A 23,526-nucleotide genomic window follows, 5' to 3' on the forward strand; every position below is an offset into this window, starting at 1 on the left:
CCGATGAATATCCCGAACCTGCTCACACTGCTCCGCGTTCTGCTCATTCCGATCTTCATCCTGCTGTTCTATCTCCCGTTCCCTGCCAGCCATCTGGCTGCCAGCGCCGTATTCGCCCTTGCTGCCGCCACTGACTGGCTGGATGGCTATCTGGCGCGTCGGCTGGGGCAGAGCACGCCCTTCGGCGCCTTCCTCGACCCGGTAGCGGACAAGCTGATGGTCGCCACCGCGCTGGTGCTGCTGGTGGAGGAGCACGCGAATCTGTGGCTGACCTTGCCGGCTGCCATCATCATTGGTCGCGAGATCGTCGTCTCTGCACTGCGCGAGTGGATGGCAGAGATCGGGGCGAGGGCGCATGTCGCCGTTTCCAGCCTGGGTAAATGGAAAACGGCGGCGCAGATGCTGGCGTTGGTGATTCTCCTGGCCAATCCGCCGCTGATGACGTTCTGGGTCCTGGTCGGTTATGCGCTGCTCATTGTTGCCGCCATCCTTACCTTGTGGTCGATGGTGCACTATCTGGTGGCTGCCTGGCCGCACCTGAACACCACCCCGAAAGAGAAATAACTATTTTTGAATCAAGGAGTTGACAGGCATTTCCAAATCGTTAGAATGGCGCCCGTCAACACGACAACGCGGGAATAGCTCAGTTGGTAGAGCACGACCTTGCCAAGGTCGGGGTCGCGAGTTCGAGTCTCGTTTCCCGCTCCAGATTTTGATGATTCGCCTTGAGTCATCCGTGTTATGGCTGAGTAGCAGAGTGGTTATGCACCGGATTGCAAATCCGTGAACGCCGGTTCGATTCCGACCTCAGCCTCCAATAGAAAAGCCCTGTAAATCGAAGATTTACAGGGCTTTTTCTTTAACTGCCCACTGCAAGGATTGCGAGTTTCTGCAACTTGCGCAGGGGGAGAGGGGCTGTATATAGTCCAGCCCTTTCCGGGCTTGCACCCGGGAACGCTGTAACGCGCTACTGCCCGGATGGCGAAATCGGTAGACGCAGGAGACTTAAAATCTCTCGCCCTTTGGGCGTGCCGGTTCGAGTCCGGCTCCGGGCACCACTTCTAGATCAACGGTCTTCGGGCCGTTGCACTCCACCTCCCTCCTATCGTTCCGGTCCGCAATTACTTTGTCGGCGTGACTTTCTTGCCTTTCCGATCGCGGATGTAGCGCTCGGTCATGGTGACGGTCGTGTGCCCGAGTTGGTCCCACACTTTCAGGATATCGCCGGTTGATTCCGACTTGTCGCTGCCGGCTTTCGCGCGCAGGTCGCGGAGCTGGAAAGCTGCTTTCTCGATGCCGGCAGCCTCCCGCGCGGTCGAACCGGTCGCGCAGCATGTACTTGGTCATCAGCAACCCGGCCTCGGAAACAATCAGGCGTGTGGGCCTGACCTTCATTCCGGCCTTCCGGGCCTTGATTCGGTCGAGCAGGGTAGCCAGCTTGCCCTCAGTCACAATGCGGCGCTTCGCCTTGGTCTTGCCCTGGCGGACGTGCAGCATCCCATCGCGAATATCCCGTTCATCCATGGCCAATACGTCCCCAGGCCGCTGGCCTGTGAGATAAGCGAGGTCCATCGCCTCCTGCAGGCCGATCTCGGCGTGCTGGTAGACGAGCAGGTATAGGTCATCCTCAATGTGGACGTCACGGCCAGCCTCCGGATTGCCGCTGATGCCGGAACAGGGGTTGGCCAGTTTCGTGTAGCCCGTCTTCCGCGCGTAGTTCCACATGTGGCTGAGTAGGGCCTTCTCGCGGTTTGCCCTGACCGGCGCATCGCTACGCCACCGCATGTACTGGTAGACGTGTTGCGGCTCGATGCCATCCATGGGGCCGGGCGGGTCATCGAAGAACTCCATCAGCTTGACCAGGTACTGGGCGTCCTTCTTCTGGGTGCTTGGAGCCTTCTTCGGCACCACGTCAGGAAGTACTGCGCCGAAACGTAGCGCAGCGTGACGATCTTTTCGGCCAAGTTGTCGGCGTTGCGGTCCCGCTCCAGCTCGGCGTACTTCATGATCGCCAGGTCGTAGTCGGAGCCGAGCGGCACCTCCTTCCGCGGCTTGCCGCCGGCGTCGTAGTAGTAATAGGTCTTGCCGCTGGGCTTGGTGCGCTCGCGCAGACGCGTCACCGCGCCTGGCTTCTTCGGTCGTCTTCCCATCAGCTAGCCTTCCGCGGCGTCCATTTCTGAGGTTCTTCGGCCTGGCGACCTTTCGTCGGCAGGAGGTTGGCGGAGATCACACAGGGCCATCCGTTCAACTTGATGGTGTGCTTGATACCGTTCTGCTTCAAGACGCGCACCTGGCCGGCCTTCGTCCGGGCGCCGGTGAGCTGGCAAATCTCCTCGTGGGTGAGGAAGACGATGGGTTCCATGGGCAATACCTCGTCGCGCCGGCGCTGGCCGGCGGGGGAAATGTAGGGAATGGAAATGCTTCCGGTAAGAATGAGGCAGTTACGTGGCATCACTTAGATGATGGCTATATGATGCCGCGAGTTCGATTGCATCTCAGGGGGGGTAGTTTGTGCTTGGAGTCGTGATTCTTGGCGTACTTGCCATCGCTGTCGTGGGAGGGTTTCTTCATTACGTAATGAAAGACCTGGGCAAACCGGCCGAGCGGTGGAGGAGGCTGCCGACACTCGCTCAGTATTTGGAGATCAACCCGGAATGCCGCACCAAACGTGGCATCAAATGTTGGTCGTGCGACTCCGGGAGTATCAAGAACTGGGGCTTGTACAGCCCCGGCGATCAGCGCCGGATTTTCATCTGTAACCATTGCGGTACCGACCTCTATACCAATTGATGGTCAAGCATTTCGCTTGAACTCGACGACCCAGACCCAGGGGTTAGCGTCCCAGCTATGCGGACCGTTGATATCTCCCCAGAGCCGGCGGAATCGCGCGCGCGGCTTGTTCATGGCGTTGAACAGTTCTCTCTCGGCGCCGTCCCAGACATCGACATCGGTGATGTTCTCGGGACGCTGTACGCCTTCAGCTTCGGCTTGCTCCTTGGTGATGTCCTGCAGGGGTTCAATCCAGCCACTGGCGAGCGGATCTATCGAATTGAGAGTGATGCTTTCGATGTCGGCGTAGTGAGCTCAAACGGCCAGGCCGGGATCATCTACAACAATGTGATGTACCGGCGTGAGGATGCTTCAGGTGGCGACGTCAAGGCGATAGCGCTATCTGTCCTGAGCGCAAGTAAAGTGCAACTGTCTCAGGTCATTTCCCGGGAGATCCTGCTGACCGGCCTTCTAGGCGTGGCGGACTTTGACGTTTCTCTCCTGACACAGCAGGTCACCGGATATCGCCGCGCCGGTGGTTCTGTTCGTTCCGCCATTGAGCCGCTACGCGCTGCGTGGCCATTCGATGTCCGCATGCACGGGTACAAGCTGCAGTTTGTGCCCCGCGGCCAGGCATCCGTTATTTCGATCCCAGGCGACGACCTCGCAGCCAATGATGGCGATGAGATCGGAGACTCTCTTCCCTATGATCGAGAGATGGATACCCAGCTTCCGGCGACTGTGACGGTAAAGGGTATTAGTGCTGCCAGGGAGTATGCAGATTCTGCTCAGACCTTTGGTCGTGTCGGGACCACTGCTGTGAAAGGTGAGACCGTCGATCTTGGGCTTGTCCTGAGCGACGATGAGCTGATGCAAATAGCGGAGAAGATTTGCGAACTCCGCTGGATGGAGCGTCAGCCACTCAGCTTCAGTCTTCCACCGCCATACCAGCAGCTAGAGCCAGGGGATGTTGTAACCGTAAGACCGAAGTTCGGTGTTTTTGAGATTCGCCTGACCGAGGTATCTACCGGGGCAAATGGAATTGTCGAGTGCAAGGGCATGCTTAATAACGCGGCCCTATATACCAGCAATGCTGTCGGTGCGCCCGCGCCAGGTCCCGATGGCACTATCCCGCTTGAGGGAGAATCCGTCGCGGTTCTCATGGACATCCCTGTTGTGGACGAGACAGTCCAGAACACTCCTGGTTTTGCTGTCGCCATGTCTGGCTATACGGATGGCTGGAGCGGAGGCGTGCTTGTTCAGTCGCCAGACGGCGGTCAGACCTGGAGTGATCTTCAAGCATTCACGACGAAGTGCACGTTCGGGAATACCTTCGATGTACTCCCATCCAGCAATTGCACGGTGATCGACCAGCGAGTCCTCACAGTCTCCATGATCTTCGGGGAACTGGAGAGCGTGACTCGCGACCAGATGCTGGCAGGCATCAACTACGCCGCATATGGAAATGATGGGCGTTGGGAGATTGTCCGTTTCCAGACTGCGGCGCTGCAGTCGGACGGGACGTACAGAGTCAGCGGCTTTGTGCGTGGGCAGCGAGGGACTGAGTGGGCAACGGGGCTGCACCAGCGCGGTGACTGGTTCGTTCTGCTGGATGACCCTGATAACGCATTCGTCGGCATGCCAGTGGAGTCCATTGGCATCACGCGCTTTTATCGCGCCGTCTCTTCCGGAGCAACCATCGATAGCGCTCCAGATCAGAGCTTGGCCTATCGCGGCGTCAATCTTGAATGTCTGTCGCCGGTCTATGCCCGCGGCACGTGCGATGTGTCGAGCAATTTCACAGGAACGTTTACCCGCAGCAGCCGGCTCTCGAATAGCTGGTGGACGAATGGTGTTGTTGCTCCGGTCGGAGAGACCAGCGAGGCCTACGAGATCGACGTCATGTCGGGCTCAACGGTGAAGCGGACGATCAGTGCCACTTCTCCTTCTTGGACCTACTCAGCCGCCAACCAGACGACCGACTTCGGTTCACCGCAGTCGTCGATCACCTTCCGTATCTATCAGCTGTCGTCCGTCGTAGGCCGCGGCTATCCGCTTGAGGTAACTCTCTGATGCCAACAACCGGGAAGCTCGGCCTTGAGCTGCTTCAGAACAATGCTGCGAACCAGACTCTGGCGAACCTCACCTTCGCCAGCCTGAACCAGATTGTTCAGCTCTCGATAATCGACAAGGACCTTTCGACCCCTCCAGGATCTCCAACTGATGAAGCGGCGTACATCGTCGCTTCTGGAAACTGGGGGACTGTGTCCAGTAAGGCCGGCCAAATTGCCTGGTGGTCTGCATCTGCCGGGGCTTGGCAATTCATCGTGCCCAAGGCCGGCTGGATGGCGTCCGTGCTGGATGAGCTCGATGCGAACGGAATCGCAAAGCGGTACGGGTACTCCGGGTCTGCCTGGGCTCTACCTGAGTCGAGCGGCGGAGGAGGGGCCGGCGAGGCGACCGTAATCACGGAATCGACGACCGCCCGTACTGCAGCCCTTACTGATAACGGCGCCTACATCCGTTTCACCAATACCAGCGCATCTACGTTGACCATTCCACCGCAGAGCTCCGTCAGCTGGGGTTCGACAGCAGAAATCCATGTGCGCCGCGGGTCGACTGGAAACCTAACTTTGACGCCTGGATCTGGAGTTAACCTGAACGCGAAGTCTGGAGGAGCTTTGGTGATGACAGAACGGATGACGGTCACGCTCAAGCGCGTCGCTTCTGATGTGTGGGATGTCATCGGCCAAACGGTGCCGGCATGATTCCCGGTATCGTGGCCGCCCAGATGATCAGCACATCTGGGCCGGCGACAGATCCTCAATGGACCCTGGTTTCTGCACTGCTGCATTTCGACGGTACGAACGGATCTACCACCATAGTCGACCAGAAGGGCCATACGTTCAGTGCCCTCAACGGCGCCGCGCTGAGCACTTCGGAGAAGAAGTTCGGCTCAGCCAGCCTTCTCCTGAACGGATCGGCCAACTACATCAGCTCTGCAACCTCGACGGATTGCGAGTTTGGCTCTGGCGACTTCACCTTGGAAGGATGGATTCGCCCGGCGGCCACAGTCACCGCGCGCCAGGAGATCTACAGCCGATTCAGTGTTTCCGGCTGGGGAATGCAGATATCCGATACAGGCTTTCTTCGCGCCTTCGTCGTAAACAGCACATCTGGCTCTGTAATCGTCGGGCCCGGCTCAACGACTGTCGCTGCTGGCGCTTGGCACCATGTGGCGTTGTACCGAAGCGGGACCACCCTGCGACTGTTCCTGGACGGGGTTGTGGAGGCGATAGCAAGTATCAGCGGCACCATTGAAGTCAATTCCAGCGCCCTGTTTATCGGGGCGGATGGCGGAACCCAGCGCTATTTCAATGGAAACTTCGACGACTTCCGGATCACGAAAGGGTACTCCCGCTATACCGCAAACTTCACACCGCCGAACGCTGCACTCCCCAACCCCTGAGGTGCGCTATGCCAATCACCGAAGCGCATCTCCTGCGCATCTACCCCAACGCCAGCCAGAGAGCTGGCGTTTTTGTTCCTGCGCTCAACAGGGCGATGCAGCGGTGCCAGATCACCACGCCGGCTCGCCAGGCTGCATTCCTTGCCCAGATCGGGCATGAGTCGGGCCAGCTGAAGTGGGTGAAGGAGAGATCTGGGGTCCGACGCCGGCGCAGTCCAGGTACGAAGGCCGCAAGGACCTGAGCAACACGCAGCCCGGCGACGGGAAGCGCTTCATGGGGCGCGGCCTGATCCAGATCACCGGTCGAGAGAACTACCGCAGGGCGGGTGCAGCCTTGGGTGTACCGCTGCTGGACAAGCCGGAACTGCTCGAGCAGGTCGAGTGGGCCACGGCGTCGGCTGAATCGCCCCTAGTTTCGTAGACACCTCCAAGCCTCATAATGAGGCCCATTAGGAGGTGCCATGAGCAACCAGCGTTACCCCGAAGAATTCAAAATCGAAGCGGTCAAGCAAGTGACTGAGCGCGGCCTCCCCGTAGCCGAGGTGGCAGCGCGGTTAGGCATGTCGGTGCACAGCCTGTATGTCTGGATCAAGCGCTACAGCAAGCCCCAGGAGCAGCGGCAGCAAGAAGACGATCAGCAGGCCGAACTGCGTCGTCTGCGCGCCGAACTCAAGCGAGTGACCGAAGAGCGAGACATTCTAAAAAAGGCCGCCGCGTACTTTGCCAAGGAGTGCGGCTGAAGTACGCCGTCATCAGCAAGCTGTCGGTGGAGTACCCGGTTCGACGCCTCTGCCAGACCCTGAAAGTGCATCCCAGCGGTTACTACGCCTGGCTGGCCGAGCCGAAATCCGTGCGCGCCAAGGAAGATCAGCGCCTGCTCGGGTTGATCAAACACGCCTGGCTGGAAAGCGGTGGGGTCTACGGCTATCGCAAGATTCACGACGACCTGCGTGAGCTGGGGGAGTCCTGTGGCCGGCACCGCGTGGCTCGCCTGATGCGGGGAGAAGGGCTGCGCTCACAAACCGGCTATCGGCGGCATCCCGGCTATTATGGCGGCCGGCCGGCGGTGGCTTCGCCCAATCGCCTGGAGCGGCAGTTCAACGTCAGTGAGCCGAACAAGGTCTGGGTCACCGACATCACCTACATCCGGACCTATGAGGGCTGGTTGTACTTAGCGGTAGTGCTAGATCTGTTTTCACGCCAGGTGATCGGCTGGTCGATGAAGTCACGAATGTGCAGCGACCTGGCCATCGATGCCCTGCTGATGGCGGTGTGGCGGCGCAAGCCCAAGCAGGAAGTGATGATCCACTCCGACCAGGGTAGCCAGTTCAGCAGTTCGGACTGGCAGAGTTTCCTCAAGGCTAACAACCTAAGCAGCAGCATGAGTCGACGTGGCAACTGCCACGACAACGCGGTAGCGGAAAGCTTTTTCCAGTTGCTGAAGCGGGAGCGCATCCGACGGAAAACCTACGGCACCCGCGAAGAAGCCCGCAGTGATGTGTTCGATTACATCGAGATGTTTTATAACCCCAAACGCCGGCACAGCAGCGCTATGCAGCTATCGCCAGTGGAGTTTGAAAAGCGCTACTTCCAAAGCTTGGAGAGTGTCTAGGAAAGCCGGGGCGATTCATATTGCTATTTTTTGCAATGAACAGAATTCAGAGTTCTGGCCTTTTCAAGGAGTGATAGACCTTGAAGATCCGCGCTACCAGACATACTACGATGCACGGCCTACGTTATTTCAGCTCGGTCTTCCTACTCCCCAGCGCAGCATATAGCCTCTGAAACCGTGCGAGCCCACCTCGGTGAGGTGGTCAGTCGGCACATCCAGGTGTGCTTTCTTCCGCGCACCATGGCTAGTGCTGGACTTCAGAGGCTAGATGGCGAAAATACGTGGTCTCCCGAGTCGTTCGGTTACCATGGAGAGTTGGAATTGTCTCGAGCAGCAGTGAATCGCAGGGAGGAATCGTTGGATTCCATGAGGGGAATTGCGGCGGTCCTCGTCCTGCTTTCACATACGACAATCGCTGGTCTCTATAAAGTTGAGCCGCTATGGAGTGTTCTTAAATGGACTCCTCTGCGGTTTTTCTGGTCTGGCCATCAAGCGGTTATTTTGTTCTTCCTGCTAAGTGGTTTCGCGTTGACTCGGATGTGGCAGTCAATGGGAGAGAGTGGATATACGACTTATCTCGCTTCGCGAGTCTTTCGGCTATATCCACCTTATCTTTTTTCTGTCGCACTGGCGTTTGCTGTTTGCCAGTTTCTTGCACATTCTGGATTTGAATGGGCGGCAGGGTGGATGAATATCCCAAACCCAGTGCTTTCGAGTGTCTCAATCGTTGATCATTTGCTTATGATTGGCGCTTTCAATACTTCTGAAATAAATCCGCCGATATGGTCTATCGTGCATGAAATGCGCATCTCCATTGTCTTCCCCTTGATATTCATCGTCGTGGATAGGTTCAGAGGGTATGCGGTAACGGCATTCTGCATGTCGTCTTTGCTCGTGTCTTGGCTCATTTCGGGTGTTGTGGCGCTGAAGCCAATCCAGGCCGAACTCCTACTGAGTCTTCATTACTCGACCTTCTTTGCACTTGGAACCTATGTGGCATTGAAGTCGGATAGTATCGTCAACAGCGTTGCCTCAATGAGCCGTGCTTTGAAGGCAACGTCTATTGGCGTCGGCATGCTGCTTTATAGTTACCCGTTTGATAATCCTTGGAGTCTCAGTCAAAGAGTTATTGGTGATTTGGGGATAGGTGTCGGCGCGGTTGTCTTGATTTCGATCGCACTTTGGTATCGAAAGCCAATTTTAGGTAGGGCAGGTGATTTTCTGGGGAAAATTTCGTACAGCCTCTATTTAAATCATATCCTCGTGCTCAATGTTCTATTGGTCCTGATTCTAAAGGAAGCTGGCCCGATATCTGTTTGGCTTTCCGTGATTCCTCTCGCAATCTTTTTTGCATATATAGCTTGGAAGTTTGTTGAGGTGCCATCGATTGAGTTTTCAAGACGTGTTCGGCGAAGGCTTCGTAGACAACCTGCTTAAAGAAAACCGGCCCTGAGCCGGTTTTTTATGCCTGGAGAAAAGCATGGACCTTCGTTCCGTGCGCCGCTCAATCATCGAGTCGGCGCTGTTGCTGCTGCCTGCAAAAATGGAAAGCCCGCAGGCCATCGTCATGCTGCTGGCTATCGGGCTACAGGAGTCGCGATTCACCTACCGCCGCCAGATGGGCAACGGCCCGGCGAAGTCGTTCTGGCAGGCAGAGCAGGGCGGCGGCATGGTGGCCGGCCTTTTATAGTTTAGGATACTTCTGATGTGGCTTGTTTGGGTGTTGAATATCTAGTCTCTACGAATTTGTAAGATAGATGTGCGGTGGTTAATATTAGAGTCGCGGAAATAATAACTCCAACTAATGGGTCGGACGCTTTGTCAATGTATCTAAGGGCAGAACTTGATGCGACCATCGCTGGATAGTGGAGCAAATATATGGAGTAGGATCTATCTCCAACCCAGGTGGCGGACTTTGAAAGCATTGATCCCGCATTCATAACTTTCCCACTAGATGTCGCGGTAATGCACAGTAATGACCCTGCCGCGATTGCAAGGTGCATTGCTGATGAAGTTAGGTACTTTTGAGACATGACGCAAATCGCAACTCCTAAAAATAGAAGCGATCTAGCCATCGCTGCACTTATCTTTGGCTTATTGCTCGAGTAAAGCCAACCTACCATTGCACCAAGGAAGAACGGCAATGGCCTTGTAAACATGGCTAGGTCTGAGTATTTGTAGCTAAAAATTGTATAAATCAGAGAAATGGCTGTCGCGAAAGTAAGCGCCCTATAGCTTCTGGGTATTGACATTGCCAGGAAAAGCACGGCGTACAATTGCCATTCCAACGATAGCGACCAAGTTACTCCGTTGTAATGTGGAGAGCCACACTGGTCGATAGTTCCCGATATACATGCCCACCAGTAGAAGTTCGATAGCCCAGTTGTTGCGGCGATGGCGCCTCTGATTGAACTTTCTGTTTCGGCGCCGTTTGTTGATATGGCTGCCACCAAAATTGATATGATCATGGCGCATATCAATGCTGGCACTAACCGGCGGCATCTTTTTACTAGGAATGCGTAGGCTGCCTCGCCTCGTGATGCTTCCTTTCCGAGGGAGCTTCTTACTGAGGAGAACATCAGGAAACCAGATATGGCGAAGAAAATATCTACGCCGGACCATAAAGACAATGAGTTGATAGTGCTCGAGTACCATTCAGGCACCGGCATTGATGATCGATAATGGAGCAAAACGACAAGAATTACCGCGATAGCTCGTAAGCACTGAATGTCAATGTTTGTCGCTTTGTGCATTTTTCCGCTCCATTAGGGCCGAGCACGATACGGTGCTTCATGTACCTCAACAACCCATTGCCGGCCATGAGCCGGTTTTTTGTTGTCAATTCAGGCGGTCTTAATGACAGAGCGTGCGGTAGCGCGCTTTCTGAATCGCTGCTCAATGTGGCGATAGGATTGGTCTGCAGCGAGTGCGATAAGCGGTAGGCTAATTGTCATTCCAAGTAGTACTCCAAGCGCGTCGTTCTCGAATGCCTCAGCCCGCATGAGCCCTTCGCGAACAAGAAGAATCAGCGGAAGATGGAGCAGGTAGATGGAATAGGAGCGATCTCCTATCCAGGACAGCATGGCGGTGAGTACGGATCGTTTCGGGAACAAATTGTCACTGGCGCAAGCCAAAAGGCATATTCCGCCGCCCAGGCCGATTAGTGCAAGCGATAGGCTTGCAGGCCCATGTACAGGTGCTGCTATGCAGATGCTCAGTCCGGCAGTCAGCAGCACCAGCGATACCATCCGGGGCAGTGCAATACGGCGTTGGGTACTCAAAATCCCGATTCCCCAGCCAAGAACAAATGCCATGGGCCGAGTGACCCAGAGGAGCGAAAAGGACGGGGCGGCCCAGACTGATACAAGGCATGCAAGTGCCAGCGCGATGACGAATCCCTTGCGACCGCCAACGACAGATATCAAGAGGAATGCAATAGCGTAGAGTTGCCACTCCAAAGATAAAGACCAAGTAACCCCATTGAAATCAGGATTTCCACATCCGTTGATGACCTTCATGACGCAGGCAGACCAGTAGAAGTTCGATACCCCAAAGACGGCGGTGACCGCACTTGTGAGCGTTTTGAACGCGTCATGGTTGACGGTGTTCGTGGCGATTGCAGATACTGCTACTGATAAGGTAAGTCCGACCAAAAGTGCAGGCACAAGTCTTCTGACTCGCTTCTCGAAGAAGGACTTGGCGGCCTCAGTGCGACCTTCATATCGTGAAATCTCTGCCGCAATTGAGCGGTATATCAGGTATCCTGATATCGCAAAGAAGACGTCAACACCCGTCCACAGAGACAGGCTGTTGAACATGTCGATATAGCCTTGAGTAGTAGGAAGTCGAACCTTGTAGTGCTGCATCACCACCATAATCACGGCAATCGCACGTAAGCACTGCATATCGACGTTCGTTTTTGATTGCATCTCAACCGCTCCAATCTGCGCCGAGCAAGATACGGCGCTTCATCGACCTCAACAACCCATTGCCGGCCAAGAGCCGGTTTTTTTGTGTCTGGAGAACAGCCATGACCACCCGAGGTGTCCGTAACAACAACCCCGGCAACATCGACTACAACCCCCGCAACGACTGGAAGGGCCAGCTCGGCCTGGAACTGGGTGTGCCTAAACCGCGCTTTGCACGCTTCGATACGCCAGAGAACGGCATCCGCGCCCTGGGCAAGCTGTTGCTGGCGTACCGAGGCAAGGATGGGATGCCCGGCGTGGGCGGCTCAGGCATCGATACCGTGCGCGAGACCATCAGCCGCTGGGCGCCGGGGAACGAGAACGATACCGAGGCCTATATCAGCTCGGTGGCCAAGGCTCTATGTGTGCAGCCCAACCAGGTGATCAACGTCCGGCTGCCGGCAACTCTGCGCGGCCTGGTGATGGCGATCATTCGGCACGAGAATGGCGGTGAGCCGCACCAGGACGCCGTTATTGATGAAGGTGTGCGGAGGGCGCTGGCGTGACCTGGCTGCTCAGCAACTGGAAACCGCTGCTGTGCGCGTTGCTGCTGTTCCTGGCCGCGACCGGCGGATGGATATCCAACGGGTGGAGGCTTGGCCAGCAGATCAAGCAGCAGCAGGCCGCCTTCCGGGCCGACCTGAGCACGATCAACCTGGCAGCCGCCAAGGCTCAGCAGGAAGCCAATGAGCAGCGCCAGGCGTTCACCAAGGCCATCCAGCAGGATTCCGCCACCCGATATCAGGAGTACATCGATGCACAGCATCAGAACGCCCAGCTTCGTGCTGATCTGCTCACTGCTCAACGCCGGCTGTCAGTCAAGGTCAGTGGTTGCAGTGCCGCCGCCCACATGTCCGCCACCTCCGGCGCCGGAGGCTTGGATCATGCAGCCGGTCGAGCCGACCTTGACCCAGGAGATTCTGCAGCGATTCTCGGTGTCGCCAGCAGGGGCGACGATGCGATCAGGCAACTGACGGCCTGTCAGGCCTATGTCCGTGTAATATCCGGCTATCCGATGGAAAGGTAGCTAGATACCTTCGAAAGATGACCTGGATACTCTCTTGGTCAGCAGGGCGCAAGAGGTGATCGGTTCCCCCTCCGGCGGTGACCAAGTCGACCAGATCCCGGCGGTCGCCAGCACATCGTTGTCGATAGCGTGGTGGTAATAGGGCTGGTTCACGGCACGGCCGGCGCTGTTCTTGGCCGGTTCCTTCTCGTTCCACTCATACCAGCCAGCAGCCGGCATCAGGCACCGCTTGTGCCGGATCGCATCCCGCCACATCGGCTTCGTCGCCGCTTCCTCGCTCCGCGCGTTGAAAGTTTGCGCCGGCAGCTTGTCCTTCTTCCACCAGAACGGGATCAGCCCCCAGCGGGCGGCCACCACTTCCTGTTCTCCCGCCTCGTTCAGGAGCACCATGGGCACCTGACTGGTCGGCGCGACGTTGTACGCGCGATCAATCCACCGCCCGGCGTTCCCCCGCCCGATATGCCAGTACCGCTCCATGGCGGCTTCCTCTGGCGTCACGGATCTCCCGCACATTCCCTCATCCTCCCGAGTAAGGCCAGCGCTTGTCGCCGGCTCCGCCCGGAATTACCTCCCTCAGTTCGAACAGCTCCTGGCCATCGCACATGATTCGCAGTCCCTCGACATCGCCCGCGTACTCACGGTCGAAGCGACCAACCCACAGGCTAAGCTTCGGTGGCTGCCCGACGATGTTGCCGAGCAGCTTCCCCTGAAGGTCGTGGTAGTGACCTTCCGTTCCGATCTTGCCGACCACCTCGCCGTCGACCAAGACATGGTAGTAGCAGCCCAAGCACCAGTGGGTTTCCCTGGTGATGTTGTGCTCGACATTCCAGGAGTAGGCGCCGAGCGCGCGGGTGACCATCTCCTGGCGCTCGGACAGGCGGATCAGCCCGAACTGGTATGCCTCGTCAGTGGTCGTCGGTTCGATAGAGGAAGGCGGTATCCTCGCGCAGTGCGGCCTCCCAGCGATATTTCAGTAGCCGGTGGTCGTTTCATGGTTGGTGTACAGCATGCCCCGCCTCCCGAATCAGAGGAGGGCAAGAGTACTGCATGGATGTACAGTCTCAAGGTAAGGCGACAGAGGGAGGGTGATCGTGCCCGGGACGGGCAAGGCGGGAGAATTCAGGTCCGCAATTAATTTTTCCCCCTTGCCACGCGTGGCTCAGACGGGAGCCTTGGTAGTTCGGTTGCGGACCGGAAAGAGGCGTAAGGTCTTCATATATAAAGAAAGGGCGAGTGACTTAAAATCTCTCGCCCTTTGGGCGTGCCGGTTCGAGTCCGGCTCCGGGCACCAACTTCCTGTATCCCCCGAGTCATTGCGGATTGCATGCTTGATTCGAGGTGAGCGCAAAATACGAAAAACCCGGCTTAGGCCGGGTTTTTCGTTTCTGGCGATTCACGCGCCTGCGTTGGCCATCGAGCGCAGTTTCGCGCCAGCCTTGACGATGCGGCGCTGGCGCAGTGGTCCGGCTGTCTCGTAGAAGTTCTGCAGCGGTACTTCTTCCTTGAAGTGGCCGGCGTCGCCCTCCTGCAGCGGGCCGTATTCGGTTGCCAGGTCGCGGCGAATGCGGCCTACCAGGCTGGTCAGCAGTTCTTCATTGCGTTGTTCTTCCAATCGCACCACGCGGCAGGCGATGTGTTCGCCTGCATCCTTGCTCAGCGTCATGATCAGATTGCCGTCCGGTCGAGCAGTGAAGCTGACGTCGAAATCGGAGAAGACCTGGCAAAGGTATTGGGCGGCAGGCAGACGGTCGATTGGCATGGTGTCGTCCTCGGCAGTGAGTGGGGAGTTCCTTCCCGTTCATTGCAGGGTGCATACCAATCTGAATGAAATAATAATTACTTTTAAATCAATGACTTAAAAGATAGTGCCGTTTCGTTTTCCATGCAGCTTGCAAGGTAAAGCGGAAATGGCAGGGCATTTTGCACGACGATGACATTCAGTGCGGGAGAGGGTGGTGCCGCGATGAGGTCGTTTTTACTGCGGACTTGGTCTTCTGCAGGCGTGCCCGGCGCATCGGCACCCGCAGGATCGCCCATAGCGTGACCAGTGCCAGCAGGACCCAGCCAATAATCATGAGTGTGACGAACGTGCCTGGATTCATATCGATATCCTCACCCCTCCCTAAGGGTAGTCCACCGTCATCGGTGCGCTGTCCTTTCGGTTGAGCGGCATTTCTCCCCGGAGGTTCCATTCAATGGCTTGTCTGGCTGCTGAGCATCTGGTATCTGTATATGCATACAGTATTCGGAGTGCGGTTATGCAGCAAGCCATTCTGGAAGTTCGAGATGTGATGCAGCGCGGCGGAGTGGCCGGAGCTGCATCTCTTCATACCTACATAGTCCGCGCATGTGGCGAAGGCATGACGCAGGCAGGTATTCACGACTGCGACCTGCTCCTGGTCGACCGTTCGGAGCTGGCATCGCCTGGTGAGATCGTGGTGGCCGCGCTCAATGGCGAGGCGTTGATCCGTCGGCTCGCGATCATCGACGGTTCGTTCGCGCTGCAGGCGGCAGGCGAGGGCTATCCCACGCTCAAGGTCGAGGAAGGCGATGAGCTTTCGATCTGGGGTGTTGTGCGCCAGCGACTTTCTGCCAGCGACGTAGCGAAGGGGCTGAAGGCATAGGGCAGGGGCGGCAGGTGGATTGAATGCTGACCATTTGCCAGCAACCTCGAGAACTAAATCAGGGGCTCGATGGTCAGATGCGCGTGCCACCGGATTCGCAACTCCTCACGAGAGTCGTGCAGCTTGCAATCCGGGGCATTGTAAGGCGGGCGCAGCCTGATTAGACTGCGCGCAACTCGCACCCCTGTCCCTCTCGAAGGACTCCCATGATCAAGAAATGTCTGTTCCCGGCCGCCGGCTACGGTACCCGCTTCCTCCCGGCCACCAAGGCCATGCCCAAGGAAATGCTGCCGGTGGTGAACAAGCCGCTGATCCAGTACGCCGTTGAAGAGGCGCTGGAAGCCGGTCTCGGCGAAATCGGTATCGTCACTGGCCGCGGCAAGCGCTCCCTCGAAGACCACTTCGATATCAGCTATGAGCTGGAGCACCAGATTCGCAACACCGACAAGGAAAAGTACCTGGTCGGTATTCGTCGCCTGATCGACGAATGCACCTTCTCCTACACCCGTCAGATCGAAATGAAGGGCTTGGGCCACGCTATCCTGACCGGCCGTCCGCTGATCGGTGACGAGCCCTTCGCCGTCGTGCTGGCGGACGACCTGTGCCTGAACCTTGAAGGCGACAGCGTCCTCAAGCAGATGGTCAAGCTGTACAACCAGTTCCGCTGCTCCATCGTGGCGATCCAGGAAGTACCGCCGGAAGAGACCAACAAGTACGGCGTGATCGCCGGCGAGATGATCCGCGACGACATCTATCGCGTGAACACCATGGTCGAGAAACCGAAGCCCGAAGATGCGCCGTCGAACCTGGCGATCATCGGCCGCTACATCCTGACTCCGGACATCTTCGACCTGATCGAGCAGACCGAGCCGGGCAAAGGCGGTGAAATTCAGATCACCGACGCCCTGATGAAACAGGCCCAGGACGGTTGCGTGCTGGCGTACAAGTTCAAGGGCAAGCGTTTCGACTGCGGCAGCGCCGAGGGTTACATCGAGGCGACCAACTTCTGCTACGAGCACCTCTACAAGACTGGCAAGGCCTGGTAATTCAGACCTTTTCGCTCTTCGAGAAAGCCACCTCCGGGTGGCTTTCTCGTTTTCCGGCCTACATCGAGCGTGGAATCGGCATCGCTTCGGAACCCGGCCCCAGCGGCTGGCCATAGCTGAACTCGACGTAATTGCCGGCCGGATCACGAAGGCCGCAGTAGTATCCCACCGGGTAGGGTTCCGACCGTGGCGCCCAGATCAGGCAGCCGGCAGCTTCCGCATCCCTGGCAATGCGGTCGACCTCATCATGAGTGTCCACGGCGAAGCCGAAGTGGCTGTAGTCGTCGCTTGCCAGGTGCCGCTCCTGGCCGCCGGGCATGATGACGAAAATGAAGCTGTGCTCCTTGCCTGGTTCTGCCATCCAGACGATGCGCGAACCCTTTCCTTCACGCTCGTGAATGACGCGCATGCCGCAGAATCGCTCGTAGAACGAAACGCAAGCCTCCAGGTCGGGCACGTGCAGGGCGAGATGGGTCAGGGTCGGGCGCATGGTAATGCCTCCTTCGGGTCCGTCAGTTGGCAGGATAGGCCAGGCGTCATGAGGTATGCTGCCTGGCATATCCAAGCGGAGATCCATGATGCCTTTCGATTTTGACCTGTTCGTCATCGGTGCGGGTTCCGGCGGTGTGCGTGCCGCGCGCTTCGCTGCGGGCTTTGGGGCCAAGGTGGCCGTCGCGGAAAGCCGCTACCTGGGCGGCACCTGCGTCAACGTCGGTTGCGTGCCGAAGAAGCTGCTGGTGTATGGGGCGCACTTCCATGAGGACTTCGAGCAGGCCGCCGGGTTCGGCTGGACGCTGGGTGAAGCGAACTTCAACTGGGCGACCCTGATCGCCAACAAGAACCACGAAATCCATCGTCTCAATGGCATCTACCGCAACCTGCTGGTGAACAGCGGCGTCACGCTGCTGGAAGGTCACGCCAAGCTGCAGGATGCGCATACTGTGGAGGTCGATGGCCAGCGTTTCCGTGCCAAGCACATCCTGATCGCGACGGGGGGCTGGCCGCAGGTGCCGGATATTCCCGGCAAGGAGCATGCGATCACCTCCAACGAGGCGTTCTTCCTCAAGGAGCTGCCGCGCCGCGTGCTGGTGGTCGGCGGCGGTTATATCGCAGTGGAATTCGCGGGCATCTTCCATGGACTGGGCGCGCAGACTTCGCTCCTGTACCGCAAGGACCTGTTCCTGCGCGGCTTCGACCGCAGCGTGCGTGAGCACCTGCGTGATGAGCTGACCACGAAGGGGCTGGACCTGCAGTTCAATAGCGACATTGCGCGCATCGACAAGCAGGCCGACGGCACGCTGGCTGCCACGCTGAAGGATGGACGCGTTCTGGAGGCTGATTGCGTGTTCTACGCCACCGGCCGCCGCCCGCAGCTGGATAACCTGGGCCTGGAAAGCGTCTCGGTCGATCTGGATGAGCGCGGTTACATCAAGGTCGATGAGGCCTACCGCACCAGCGAGCCGTCGATCCACGCCATCGGTGACGTCATCGGCCGCGTGCAACTGACGCCCGTGGCGCTGGCCGAAGGGATGGCGCTGTCGCGCAAGCTGTTCCGTCCGGAGGAATACCGCCCGGTGGACTACAAGCTGATTCCTACCGCGGTATTCAGCCTGCCGAACATCGGTACGGTGGGCCTCACCGAAGATGAAGCGCGCAGCGCCGGGCACAAGGTGAAAGTCTTCGAGAGCCGCTTCCGCCCGATGAAGCTGACCCTCACCGAATACCAGGAAAAGACCCTGATGAAGCTGATCGTCGATGCCGACAGCGACAAGGTGCTGGGTTGCCACATGGTGGGCCCGGAGGCGGGAGAAATCCTCCAGGGCATCGCCATTGCGCTGAAGGCAGGGGCGACCAAGCGGGTCTTCGACGAAACCATCGGTATCCATCCGACCGCCGCCGAGGAGTTCGTCACCCTGCGCACGCCCGTCGGCGCCTGACAGCGAGCGGAAATGAAAAAGCCGGTGCATCTGCACCGGCTTTTTTGTGGGTGGCTTTCGCCTGGGTCAGGCTATCAGTTGGCGCGCTCCAGCGAAGCCTGAGCGTCTTCCTGGCGCTGAGAGTAGCGCTGAGCGAGCACAGCACAGACCATCAGCTGGATCTGGTGGAACAGCATCAGCGGCAGCAGGATCACGCCCACGGTGCTGCTGGCGAACAGTACCGAGGCCATCGGTACGCCGGTAGCCAGGCTTTTCTTCGAGCCGCAGAAGATGATAGTGATCCGGTCTTCCAGGGAGAAGCCCAGCCAGCGCCCCAGCAGGTTGGTGACCGCCAGCGCCAGTGCCAGCAGTACGCAGCAGGCCACGACCAGGCCGGCCAGGGCTGGCAGCGGAACCTGGTGCCACAGGCCCTGAATCACCGCGGCGCTAAAGGCGGTGTAGACCACCAGCAAAATCGAACCCTGATCCACGTAGCGCAGGACCGGCTTGTGCCGCTCCACCCAGGCACCGATCCACGGGCGCAGCAGTTGGCCGGCAATGAAGGGCACCAGCAGTTGCAGGGTGATCTTGCCGATGGCGTCCAGCGTCGACATCCCGGTATCGCCATGGGCGCCGATCAGCAATTGCACGAGCAGCGGCGTAACGAACACGCCCAGCAGGCTGGAGGCTGATGCGCTGCAGATCGCCGCCGGGATATTGCCCCGTGCCAGCGAGGTGAAGGCGATTGCGGATTGCACGGTGGCGGGCAGGGCGCAGAGATAGAGCATGCCCAGGTACAGGTCCGGAGTTACCAGCGGCGACAATGCCGGCTTGAGCGCCAGGCCGAGCAGGGGAAAGAGGATGAAGGTGCAGGAGAAAATCAGCAGGTGCAGGCGCCAGTGGGTGGCGCCTGCCACGATCGCCTGGCGCGACAGCTTCGCGCCATGAAGGAAGAACAGCAGCGCGATGCCCAGGTTGGTGATCCAGCCGAAGATTACGGCAGCGGTGCCTTCGCAGGGCAGCAGGCTGGCAACGGTCACCGTGGCGATCAGCGCCAGGGTGAAGTTGTCGGGGAGTAGGCGTGGGCGAGCCATGGGCACATCTCTCATCGTTGTTGTGTGTGAAGGACCATGAAGGTCAGGTTCGCACTCTAAGCCTGGGAGAATGTGCCGGCTAACGCCAGAAAGTCAGCTTATGTCGCTGAGAGGACAGTTTCCACTCCCTGCACGTGCAGATCCACCGAGCACACGCTGACCATGCCGCGCATGCGCTGGGCGATCACTTCGGCGCGATAGCGCGGCAAGGTGTTCACCCGCAGGGCAATGTCCAGCCACTCTTCCCGGCGGAAGGACTCGACTTCGGCCGGCACATGGCCCTGGAGCGCGAACTGGTTCAGCAGCCGGCAGAGAATGTCTGCATCGATCTCGGCGCGGATCAGGTAGCGCACGTCGGCGGCCACTTCGGCAGGAACCGGGCGCTCGTGTTGGTCCAGGGGGAATTCGACGAGATGGAGTGCGGGGAGCGTCATGACGGCGTGCCGATACAAGGGAAAGTAGGAAGTATTCTGCGGTGGTCCTGTGGGAATTATTTGCCTGTTTTCTGCAATTGTTGGCCTATTTGTGCATTAATAAGTCCGTTAAATAGATATAAGAGACTTATTCATGCCTGTTTTTCTGGATGCCCATGACCGCAAGATTCTCGCCCTGCTACAGGAGGAGGCGACCCTTTCCACGGCCGAGATAGCTGAGCGCATCGGCCTGTCGCAGTCGCCATGCTGGCGCCGGATTCAGCGCTTGAAGGAAGAGGGGGTGATACGCAAGCAGGTGACCCTGCTCGACCGCAAGAAGATCGGCCTGAATACCCAGATATTTGCCCAGGTGAAGCTCAATGCCCACGGGCGCAATCACCTGACGGATTTCGCGCAGGCCATGCAGGACTTTCCCGAGGTGCTGGAGTGCCACGTGCTGATGGGGGCCGTGGACTTCATGCTGCGCATCGTTACCGAGGATGTGGAGGCTTACGAGCGCTTCTTCTTCGAGCGGCTGTCGCAGGTACCGGGCGTACAGGAGATCAACTCCATTGTGGCGCTCTCGGAGATCAAGTCCACCACCATGCTGCCGTTGCCGCGCGGCTGAAGGGCGCCGGGTATGCCGGCGCCCGGGGCGGTCAGACGCCGCCCAGGTAGTCCATCTTGCCGACTTCCACGCCGTTGTGGCGGAGGATGTCGTAGGCCGTGGTGATGTGGAAATAGAAGTTCGGGTTGACGAATCCGAGCAGGAAGTCCGAGCCCTTGAAGCTGACTTCGCGGGTGCGCAGTTTCAGCTCGATGGTGCGCTCCTCTGCGCCTTCGAACTGCTCCGGCTTGAGGGTCTTGAGGAAGTCGACGGTCTTCGCGATGCGCGCCTGCAGTTCTTCGAAGGTGGCTTCGTCATCGGCGAAGCTGGGCACCTCCACGCCGGCCAGGCGGGCACCAGCGCCTTTGGCGGAGTCGGAAGCGATCTGCACCTGGCGCGCCAGGGCGAACATGTCGGGGGCGAGGCGGGCGTTGATCAGGACGGCGGGATCGATGGACTTGGCCTGAGCATGGGCGGCAGCCTTGGCGAGAATCGCCGAGAGGTTGCCGAGCATGCGGATGAAGACGGGTACAGAGGCCTGGTAGATCGAGAGGGACATGCTGCGTACTCCAGACAGATAAAGGTTGGCTCGTCGCGCTGGACGGCTGTCGGAGTCTACTGCTGGCGCCTACGGCTGTCGCCAGGCTTCAGCGCCTCGCCACCTTCGGCGTCGGGCAGCGATCGGCTTCGATAGGGCCAACGTAAGGGTTGCCCCAGCCCATCACGCAGCCAACCATCTGGTTGCGCTGGCGTTCCCAGGCTTCCACCGGGTACTGCTTGCTCCAGGCAGTGAACAGCTGGCGGTCCTGGTTGGATAGTCGCAGGCCGTAGCGGTCGCTCATGTAGAAGTAGGTGCGGGCGATCATGCCGCGGATCTGCGCACGGGGCATGGCCTTGCGCGCCTTGAAGTCCACCACCATCGGGCAGGCGCCGTACTGCGATGGCTTCTGCTGCAGCCAGCCGAAGCTGTAGTTGGCGCGGTCGCCATTCACCTCGCCGATGCTCGGCACCAGGTTGTGCAGGTCGGCCTCGGCCTTCTGGTAGACCCGGTCATTGCGCGAGCAGTTCTTGCGTCCGCCGCTTTGCCAGCACTGGCGCTGATGGCCAATCACCCAGGCGGGGACAATGTGTTCCCACTCGATGCGCGAAGCCCGGTTGGCATTCTTGCGCGGGGTGTAGCCGCAGCTCTTCAGGTCGACCTTGGTGCCGTTGTAGCGGCAGCCGCAATAGAACTCTACCGACTGGCGGGCGTAGAGCTTGCGCCCGACCTTCTTGGCTTCCTCGAAGGTGCGGGGGGCGGCAGCGGAGGCGACCGTGGGAATGGCGAGGATCAGCAGCAGGGTCAGGCAGCGTCCGAACATGAGGCGTTCCTTACGAAAGTCGCTGCATCTTACTGATTGAGAAAGAAATGCCAATCGTGGCAATGGAATGGCAAGGGGCGGAAAGCTGTGCGCGAGTGGCTGGGTGATGCGCCAGCAGGGGCTCCTTTGCGGAGAAGTCTTTGTTCTCTCGTAAAGTATCAGGAGATAGTCATATCTATTTGTTTTTAAAGGATAAAAATATAATAGAAATCACTTTAAGAGTAAGCGCTATCTAACTGTTTGACGGTGGCGGCTGCTGGGTGGAAATCCGCCTGTCGCGGAGGGGCGCTGGGGGGGCTATTTCGTAGATTTAACATTCATAAATGAGCATATGCCATTGATATAGATGCATTAAATTTCGATTTATCCAGGGTCTGCACGGCGCGACCAAGGCTTGATAAGCTGGAGTCTTTCCATCATTCGGGAGATCGTCATGATCGGTCTCAGAAACCTGGCGATCGTCGCCTGTTGCGCCCTGGCGGCGCCGGCATTCGCGCAGCAGTTCATCGGGCAGCAGACACAGTCGCAAGGCACGCAGGGTCATCAGAACCCACCGCAGTGGCAGCAGTCGCCACCGGTGATCCAGCGCATCTACGTCAGCCCCGGTGCCAGCGGCAGCGTGGACAGTTCGTCCAGCTGGCAGCGTCAGGATGGCTATGGTGGCGTAACAGTGCCCAGGGGGTACGGTGAAACGCGCTCCAGCACTGTGATCATCGACCAGGGCAGCGGTGGCATTCGTCAGAGCATCGAGTACCCCAACGGTGCGGTTTACCCGCGCGGCAATGGCAATTACCAGCAGCAGTAGGCGGGTTCAGTCGATCAGATCGTCGCGGGTCAGGCGGGACTTGCGCAGACCACCGTGGCTGTAGAAAAGCCCGGTATCGCCGCGCCAATGGAAGAGTGTGGCGAGGAACGCCGAGCTGACCCGGCCCACATCCCAGCTACGGAGTTTGCGGTAGGCCCAGAGCCAGCTGTCGTCGGAGGAAGAGTCGCTCATGGAATCGTCCTTGATTCGGCAAGCGGGGAAAGTGCATGGGACATTAGTGCGCCGGTTAGGCCTTCGCAAGTCGCTGCTCCCGCAACCACGCCCTGCGAAAAGGCCCTAGCATTCAGGCGGTGCTGACCGCCTTCGATTCCTCGACGTATTCCTTCAACCAGCGCAGGACTTCCACGGCGTCCCAGCGGCTGGGATCGAACATGGCGTAGGCCTGGCCCTGGTAGCCCACCACATCCAGCGGGCGGTGATAGCCGGCGCGCTGCATCAGGGCTTCGATTTCCGCGAAGCAGACATTGAAGTGGGTACGGCTGAAGGGCGTCTTGCCCTCTGTGACCAGCCCCTCCAGCAGCAGTTCCGACACGGCCTCGCTGACTTCCTCGATGGCCATGTGGTTCACGGTGTATTTCAGCTGATGGATGCTGACCATCGCTTGCTCCTCAATGGGTTTCAGGCCCATGCCCTGTGATCCGAGGTGATCGACGTAGCCAATGGACTGTGGCCTTTCGTCGAGGTTTAAAAAATTTTCGCAAAATACTGTATGCATGAACAGTATTTTCTCCTAGTATCTCTCTCGCGGTCTGACAGAAACCCTGAAGTGCCCGTCGCCATTGGCCTGACGAGCA

The 23,526-nt window shown here is 58.5% G+C and carries 30 protein-coding genes, 4 tRNA genes and 1 pseudogene; 20 read left to right on the top strand and 15 right to left on the bottom strand.

Annotated elements, in window-relative coordinates; all coding sequences use genetic code 11:
- Positions 1 to 3: 3 nt before the first annotated feature.
- The 5 genes from pgsA (at position 4) to AC2T4A_RS19265 (ending at position 1,620) form a co-directional block, all read left to right on the top strand.
- Positions 4 to 564 carry a CDP-diacylglycerol--glycerol-3-phosphate 3-phosphatidyltransferase gene (pgsA, locus tag AC2T4A_RS19245; RefSeq protein ID WP_416751446.1) on the top strand — a complete coding sequence of 187 codons (561 nt, stop codon included), beginning with the start codon at positions 4 to 6 and terminating at the stop codon, positions 562 to 564.
- A 68-nt stretch (positions 565 to 632) separates the two neighbouring features.
- Positions 633 to 708: transfer RNA gene (locus AC2T4A_RS19250), tRNA-Gly, on the top strand.
- Positions 709 to 743: 35 nt separating this feature from the next.
- Positions 744 to 817, top strand: a tRNA-Cys gene (locus AC2T4A_RS19255).
- 155 nt (positions 818 to 972) lie between these two features.
- Positions 973 to 1,058, top strand: a tRNA-Leu gene (locus tag AC2T4A_RS19260).
- Positions 1,059 to 1,293: 235 nt separating this feature from the next.
- On the top strand, positions 1,294 to 1,620 hold the full coding sequence (locus tag AC2T4A_RS19265) for a hypothetical protein (protein ID WP_486741536.1): 327 nt from the start codon (positions 1,294 to 1,296) through the stop codon (positions 1,618 to 1,620).
- A 230-nt stretch (positions 1,621 to 1,850) separates the two neighbouring features.
- Here the strand turns inward: AC2T4A_RS19265 and AC2T4A_RS19270 are convergent, their stop codons facing one another.
- Together AC2T4A_RS19270 and AC2T4A_RS19275 are read right to left on the bottom strand one after the other, a co-directional pair.
- Positions 1,851 to 2,150 carry a hypothetical protein gene (locus AC2T4A_RS19270; protein WP_486741537.1) on the bottom strand — a complete coding sequence of 100 codons (300 nt, stop codon included), beginning with the start codon at positions 2,148 to 2,150 and terminating at the stop codon, positions 1,851 to 1,853.
- On the bottom strand, positions 2,150 to 2,362 hold the full coding sequence (locus tag AC2T4A_RS19275) for a DUF4224 domain-containing protein (RefSeq protein WP_478379603.1): 213 nt from the start codon (positions 2,360 to 2,362) through the stop codon (positions 2,150 to 2,152). The genes AC2T4A_RS19270 and AC2T4A_RS19275 overlap by 1 nt, the downstream gene beginning before the upstream one ends.
- A gap of 485 nt (positions 2,363 to 2,847) precedes the next feature.
- Here AC2T4A_RS19275 and AC2T4A_RS19280 point away from each other — a divergent pair, with 485 nt between their 5' ends.
- From AC2T4A_RS19280 to AC2T4A_RS19310, 7 genes and pseudogenes are all read left to right on the top strand, one after another.
- Positions 2,848 to 4,842, top strand: a complete 1,995-nt coding sequence (locus AC2T4A_RS19280; RefSeq protein ID WP_486741538.1) for a phage tail protein — start codon at positions 2,848 to 2,850, stop codon at positions 4,840 to 4,842.
- Positions 4,842 to 5,537, top strand: a complete 696-nt coding sequence (locus AC2T4A_RS19285) for a DUF2793 domain-containing protein (protein ID WP_486741539.1) — start codon at positions 4,842 to 4,844, stop codon at positions 5,535 to 5,537. The genes AC2T4A_RS19280 and AC2T4A_RS19285 overlap by 1 nt, the downstream gene beginning before the upstream one ends.
- Positions 5,534 to 6,238, top strand: a complete 705-nt coding sequence (locus tag AC2T4A_RS19290; protein ID WP_486741540.1) for a LamG domain-containing protein — start codon at positions 5,534 to 5,536, stop codon at positions 6,236 to 6,238. The genes AC2T4A_RS19285 and AC2T4A_RS19290 overlap by 4 nt, the downstream gene beginning before the upstream one ends.
- Positions 6,239 to 6,246: 8 nt before the next feature.
- Positions 6,247 to 6,638, top strand: a pseudogene (locus tag AC2T4A_RS19295) (glycoside hydrolase family 19 protein); the annotation flags it as partial.
- 61 nt (positions 6,639 to 6,699) lie between these two features.
- A protein-coding gene (locus tag AC2T4A_RS19300; protein ID WP_156160533.1) for an IS3 family transposase occupies positions 6,700 to 7,850 on the top strand; the annotation gives its coding sequence in 2 pieces (ribosomal slippage) (positions 6,700 to 6,943 and positions 6,943 to 7,850; 1,152 coding nt in all).
- 366 nt (positions 7,851 to 8,216) lie between these two features.
- Positions 8,217 to 9,287, top strand: a complete 1,071-nt coding sequence (locus AC2T4A_RS19305; protein WP_486743699.1) for an acyltransferase family protein — start codon at positions 8,217 to 8,219, stop codon at positions 9,285 to 9,287.
- Positions 9,288 to 9,330: 43 nt separating this feature from the next.
- The gene (locus AC2T4A_RS19310; RefSeq protein ID WP_478377610.1) at positions 9,331 to 9,540 is read left to right on the top strand and encodes a hypothetical protein; all 210 of its coding nucleotides are present in this window, start codon (positions 9,331 to 9,333) and stop codon (positions 9,538 to 9,540) included.
- 1 nt (position 9,541) lies between these two features.
- Here AC2T4A_RS19310 and AC2T4A_RS19315 read toward each other — a convergent pair whose 3' ends face one another.
- The gene (locus AC2T4A_RS19315; protein ID WP_478377609.1) at positions 9,542 to 10,603 is read right to left on the bottom strand and encodes an acyltransferase family protein; all 1,062 of its coding nucleotides are present in this window, start codon (positions 10,601 to 10,603) and stop codon (positions 9,542 to 9,544) included.
- Positions 10,604 to 10,693: 90 nt separating this feature from the next.
- Positions 10,694 to 11,779 (bottom strand): acyltransferase family protein, encoded by a 1,086-nt coding sequence (locus AC2T4A_RS19320; RefSeq protein WP_478377608.1) that lies wholly within the window; start codon positions 11,777 to 11,779, stop codon positions 10,694 to 10,696.
- 101 nt (positions 11,780 to 11,880) lie between these two features.
- Here AC2T4A_RS19320 and AC2T4A_RS19325 point away from each other — a divergent pair, with 101 nt between their 5' ends.
- Complete coding sequence (locus AC2T4A_RS19325; RefSeq protein WP_478377607.1) at positions 11,881 to 12,324, top strand: structural protein P5; 444 nt, start codon at positions 11,881 to 11,883, stop codon at positions 12,322 to 12,324.
- On the top strand, positions 12,321 to 12,845 hold the full coding sequence (locus AC2T4A_RS19330; protein ID WP_478377606.1) for a lysis system i-spanin subunit Rz: 525 nt from the start codon (positions 12,321 to 12,323) through the stop codon (positions 12,843 to 12,845). The genes AC2T4A_RS19325 and AC2T4A_RS19330 overlap by 4 nt, the downstream gene beginning before the upstream one ends.
- Here the strand turns inward: AC2T4A_RS19330 and AC2T4A_RS19335 are convergent, their stop codons facing one another.
- The gene (locus tag AC2T4A_RS19335) at positions 12,846 to 13,322 is read right to left on the bottom strand and encodes an SOS response-associated peptidase (protein ID WP_486741542.1); all 477 of its coding nucleotides are present in this window, start codon (positions 13,320 to 13,322) and stop codon (positions 12,846 to 12,848) included.
- Between the two features lie 40 nt (positions 13,323 to 13,362).
- Complete coding sequence (locus AC2T4A_RS19340; protein ID WP_478377604.1) at positions 13,363 to 13,704, bottom strand: hypothetical protein; 342 nt, start codon at positions 13,702 to 13,704, stop codon at positions 13,363 to 13,365.
- Between the two features lie 288 nt (positions 13,705 to 13,992).
- Between AC2T4A_RS19340 and AC2T4A_RS19345 the strand changes: the two genes are divergently transcribed.
- Positions 13,993 to 14,136 (top strand) — tRNA-Leu (locus AC2T4A_RS19345).
- A gap of 102 nt (positions 14,137 to 14,238) precedes the next feature.
- Here the strand turns inward: AC2T4A_RS19345 and AC2T4A_RS19350 are convergent.
- Positions 14,239 to 14,604, bottom strand: a complete 366-nt coding sequence (locus AC2T4A_RS19350; RefSeq protein WP_416751444.1) for a DUF3509 domain-containing protein — start codon at positions 14,602 to 14,604, stop codon at positions 14,239 to 14,241.
- A 178-nt stretch (positions 14,605 to 14,782) separates the two neighbouring features.
- Positions 14,783 to 14,947, bottom strand: coding sequence for a hypothetical protein (locus AC2T4A_RS19355; protein ID WP_416751442.1), 165 nt, complete (start codon positions 14,945 to 14,947; stop codon positions 14,783 to 14,785).
- A 156-nt stretch (positions 14,948 to 15,103) separates the two neighbouring features.
- Here AC2T4A_RS19355 and AC2T4A_RS19360 point away from each other — a divergent pair, with 156 nt between their 5' ends.
- Complete coding sequence (locus AC2T4A_RS19360) at positions 15,104 to 15,469, top strand: LexA family protein (RefSeq protein ID WP_486741543.1); 366 nt, start codon at positions 15,104 to 15,106, stop codon at positions 15,467 to 15,469.
- Between the two features lie 206 nt (positions 15,470 to 15,675).
- Complete coding sequence (galU, locus tag AC2T4A_RS19365) at positions 15,676 to 16,515, top strand: UTP--glucose-1-phosphate uridylyltransferase GalU (protein ID WP_088421520.1); 840 nt, start codon at positions 15,676 to 15,678, stop codon at positions 16,513 to 16,515.
- A 58-nt stretch (positions 16,516 to 16,573) separates the two neighbouring features.
- On the opposite strand, the gene AC2T4A_RS19370 is transcribed toward galU, so the two are convergent.
- On the bottom strand, positions 16,574 to 17,005 hold the full coding sequence (locus AC2T4A_RS19370) for a VOC family protein (protein WP_416751437.1): 432 nt from the start codon (positions 17,003 to 17,005) through the stop codon (positions 16,574 to 16,576).
- 88 nt (positions 17,006 to 17,093) lie between these two features.
- Here AC2T4A_RS19370 and gorA point away from each other — a divergent pair, with 88 nt between their 5' ends.
- The gene (gene gorA / locus AC2T4A_RS19375) at positions 17,094 to 18,452 is read left to right on the top strand and encodes a glutathione-disulfide reductase (RefSeq protein ID WP_486741544.1); all 1,359 of its coding nucleotides are present in this window, start codon (positions 17,094 to 17,096) and stop codon (positions 18,450 to 18,452) included.
- 74 nt (positions 18,453 to 18,526) lie between these two features.
- Here the strand turns inward: gorA and AC2T4A_RS19380 are convergent, their stop codons facing one another.
- Both AC2T4A_RS19380 and AC2T4A_RS19385 read right to left on the bottom strand, forming a co-directional pair.
- The gene (locus AC2T4A_RS19380) at positions 18,527 to 19,525 is read right to left on the bottom strand and encodes a bile acid:sodium symporter family protein (RefSeq protein ID WP_486741545.1); all 999 of its coding nucleotides are present in this window, start codon (positions 19,523 to 19,525) and stop codon (positions 18,527 to 18,529) included.
- A gap of 98 nt (positions 19,526 to 19,623) precedes the next feature.
- Positions 19,624 to 19,959: a hypothetical protein gene (locus tag AC2T4A_RS19385; protein WP_486741546.1), complete on the bottom strand. Its 336-nt coding sequence runs from the start codon at positions 19,957 to 19,959 to the stop codon at positions 19,624 to 19,626.
- Positions 19,960 to 20,092: 133 nt separating this feature from the next.
- Between AC2T4A_RS19385 and AC2T4A_RS19390 the strand changes: the two genes are divergently transcribed.
- A complete protein-coding gene (locus AC2T4A_RS19390) occupies positions 20,093 to 20,566 on the top strand; it encodes an Lrp/AsnC family transcriptional regulator (RefSeq protein ID WP_416751431.1) in 474 nt (157 codons plus the stop codon).
- Positions 20,567 to 20,597: 31 nt separating this feature from the next.
- On the opposite strand, the gene AC2T4A_RS19395 is transcribed toward AC2T4A_RS19390, so the two are convergent.
- Both AC2T4A_RS19395 and AC2T4A_RS19400 read right to left on the bottom strand, forming a co-directional pair.
- Positions 20,598 to 21,104, bottom strand: coding sequence for a DUF1993 domain-containing protein (locus AC2T4A_RS19395; protein WP_416751429.1), 507 nt, complete (start codon positions 21,102 to 21,104; stop codon positions 20,598 to 20,600).
- 88 nt (positions 21,105 to 21,192) lie between these two features.
- A complete protein-coding gene (locus AC2T4A_RS19400; protein WP_486741547.1) occupies positions 21,193 to 21,906 on the bottom strand; it encodes an endonuclease in 714 nt (237 codons plus the stop codon).
- A gap of 433 nt (positions 21,907 to 22,339) precedes the next feature.
- On the opposite strand from AC2T4A_RS19400, the gene AC2T4A_RS19405 reads away from it, so the two are divergent.
- Positions 22,340 to 22,711 (top strand): hypothetical protein, encoded by a 372-nt coding sequence (locus AC2T4A_RS19405; RefSeq protein ID WP_416751425.1) that lies wholly within the window; start codon positions 22,340 to 22,342, stop codon positions 22,709 to 22,711.
- Between the two features lie 6 nt (positions 22,712 to 22,717).
- Here AC2T4A_RS19405 and AC2T4A_RS19410 read toward each other — a convergent pair whose 3' ends face one another.
- Positions 22,718 to 22,903: a hypothetical protein gene (locus tag AC2T4A_RS19410; protein WP_045217600.1), complete on the bottom strand. Its 186-nt coding sequence runs from the start codon at positions 22,901 to 22,903 to the stop codon at positions 22,718 to 22,720.
- 112 nt (positions 22,904 to 23,015) lie between these two features.
- Complete coding sequence (locus AC2T4A_RS19415) at positions 23,016 to 23,330, bottom strand: hypothetical protein (protein WP_045217597.1); 315 nt, start codon at positions 23,328 to 23,330, stop codon at positions 23,016 to 23,018.
- Positions 23,331 to 23,526 lie beyond the last annotated feature (196 nt).

This window comes from Pseudomonas sp. PVC-3-1 (genome assembly GCF_057444315.1).

What these genes read in the sequence shown, in the direction of transcription:
- AC2T4A_RS19325 (WP_478377607.1), top strand. Translation starts at nt 11,881, where the DNA reads ATGACCACCCGAGGTGTCCGTAACAACAACCCCGGCAACATCGACTAC.
- AC2T4A_RS19280 (WP_486741538.1), top strand. Translation starts at nt 2,848, where the DNA reads ATGCGGACCGTTGATATCTCCCCAGAGCCGGCGGAATCGCGCGCGCGG.
- AC2T4A_RS19360 (WP_486741543.1), top strand. Translation starts at nt 15,104, where the DNA reads ATGCAGCAAGCCATTCTGGAAGTTCGAGATGTGATGCAGCGCGGCGGA.
- AC2T4A_RS19405 (WP_416751425.1), top strand. Translation starts at nt 22,340, where the DNA reads ATGATCGGTCTCAGAAACCTGGCGATCGTCGCCTGTTGCGCCCTGGCG.
- galU (WP_088421520.1), top strand. Translation starts at nt 15,676, where the DNA reads ATGATCAAGAAATGTCTGTTCCCGGCCGCCGGCTACGGTACCCGCTTC.
- AC2T4A_RS19285 (WP_486741539.1), top strand. Translation starts at nt 4,842, where the DNA reads ATGCCAACAACCGGGAAGCTCGGCCTTGAGCTGCTTCAGAACAATGCT.
- AC2T4A_RS19305 (WP_486743699.1), top strand. Translation starts at nt 8,217, where the DNA reads ATGAGGGGAATTGCGGCGGTCCTCGTCCTGCTTTCACATACGACAATC.
- AC2T4A_RS19315 (WP_478377609.1), bottom strand. Translation starts at nt 10,603, where the DNA reads ATGCACAAAGCGACAAACATTGACATTCAGTGCTTACGAGCTATCGCG.
- AC2T4A_RS19400 (WP_486741547.1), bottom strand. Translation starts at nt 21,906, where the DNA reads ATGTTCGGACGCTGCCTGACCCTGCTGCTGATCCTCGCCATTCCCACG.
- AC2T4A_RS19395 (WP_416751429.1), bottom strand. Translation starts at nt 21,104, where the DNA reads ATGTCCCTCTCGATCTACCAGGCCTCTGTACCCGTCTTCATCCGCATG.
- AC2T4A_RS19335 (WP_486741542.1), bottom strand. Translation starts at nt 13,322, where the DNA reads ATGGAGCGGTACTGGCATATCGGGCGGGGGAACGCCGGGCGGTGGATT.
- AC2T4A_RS19380 (WP_486741545.1), bottom strand. Translation starts at nt 19,525, where the DNA reads ATGGCTCGCCCACGCCTACTCCCCGACAACTTCACCCTGGCGCTGATC.
- AC2T4A_RS19340 (WP_478377604.1), bottom strand. Translation starts at nt 13,704, where the DNA reads ATGGTCACCCGCGCGCTCGGCGCCTACTCCTGGAATGTCGAGCACAAC.
- AC2T4A_RS19320 (WP_478377608.1), bottom strand. Translation starts at nt 11,779, where the DNA reads ATGCAATCAAAAACGAACGTCGATATGCAGTGCTTACGTGCGATTGCC.
- pgsA (WP_416751446.1), top strand. Translation starts at nt 4, where the DNA reads ATGAATATCCCGAACCTGCTCACACTGCTCCGCGTTCTGCTCATTCCG.
- AC2T4A_RS19275 (WP_478379603.1), bottom strand. Translation starts at nt 2,362, where the DNA reads ATGGAACCCATCGTCTTCCTCACCCACGAGGAGATTTGCCAGCTCACC.
- AC2T4A_RS19310 (WP_478377610.1), top strand. Translation starts at nt 9,331, where the DNA reads ATGGACCTTCGTTCCGTGCGCCGCTCAATCATCGAGTCGGCGCTGTTG.
- gorA (WP_486741544.1), top strand. Translation starts at nt 17,094, where the DNA reads ATGCCTTTCGATTTTGACCTGTTCGTCATCGGTGCGGGTTCCGGCGGT.
- AC2T4A_RS19265 (WP_486741536.1), top strand. Translation starts at nt 1,294, where the DNA reads ATGCCGGCAGCCTCCCGCGCGGTCGAACCGGTCGCGCAGCATGTACTT.
- AC2T4A_RS19410 (WP_045217600.1), bottom strand. Translation starts at nt 22,903, where the DNA reads ATGAGCGACTCTTCCTCCGACGACAGCTGGCTCTGGGCCTACCGCAAA.
- AC2T4A_RS19270 (WP_486741537.1), bottom strand. Translation starts at nt 2,150, where the DNA reads ATGGGAAGACGACCGAAGAAGCCAGGCGCGGTGACGCGTCTGCGCGAG.
- AC2T4A_RS19415 (WP_045217597.1), bottom strand. Translation starts at nt 23,330, where the DNA reads ATGGTCAGCATCCATCAGCTGAAATACACCGTGAACCACATGGCCATC.
- AC2T4A_RS19370 (WP_416751437.1), bottom strand. Translation starts at nt 17,005, where the DNA reads ATGCGCCCGACCCTGACCCATCTCGCCCTGCACGTGCCCGACCTGGAG.
- AC2T4A_RS19385 (WP_486741546.1), bottom strand. Translation starts at nt 19,959, where the DNA reads ATGACGCTCCCCGCACTCCATCTCGTCGAATTCCCCCTGGACCAACAC.
- AC2T4A_RS19390 (WP_416751431.1), top strand. Translation starts at nt 20,093, where the DNA reads ATGCCTGTTTTTCTGGATGCCCATGACCGCAAGATTCTCGCCCTGCTA.
- AC2T4A_RS19290 (WP_486741540.1), top strand. Translation starts at nt 5,534, where the DNA reads ATGATTCCCGGTATCGTGGCCGCCCAGATGATCAGCACATCTGGGCCG.
- AC2T4A_RS19350 (WP_416751444.1), bottom strand. Translation starts at nt 14,604, where the DNA reads ATGCCAATCGACCGTCTGCCTGCCGCCCAATACCTTTGCCAGGTCTTC.
- AC2T4A_RS19355 (WP_416751442.1), bottom strand. Translation starts at nt 14,947, where the DNA reads ATGAATCCAGGCACGTTCGTCACACTCATGATTATTGGCTGGGTCCTG.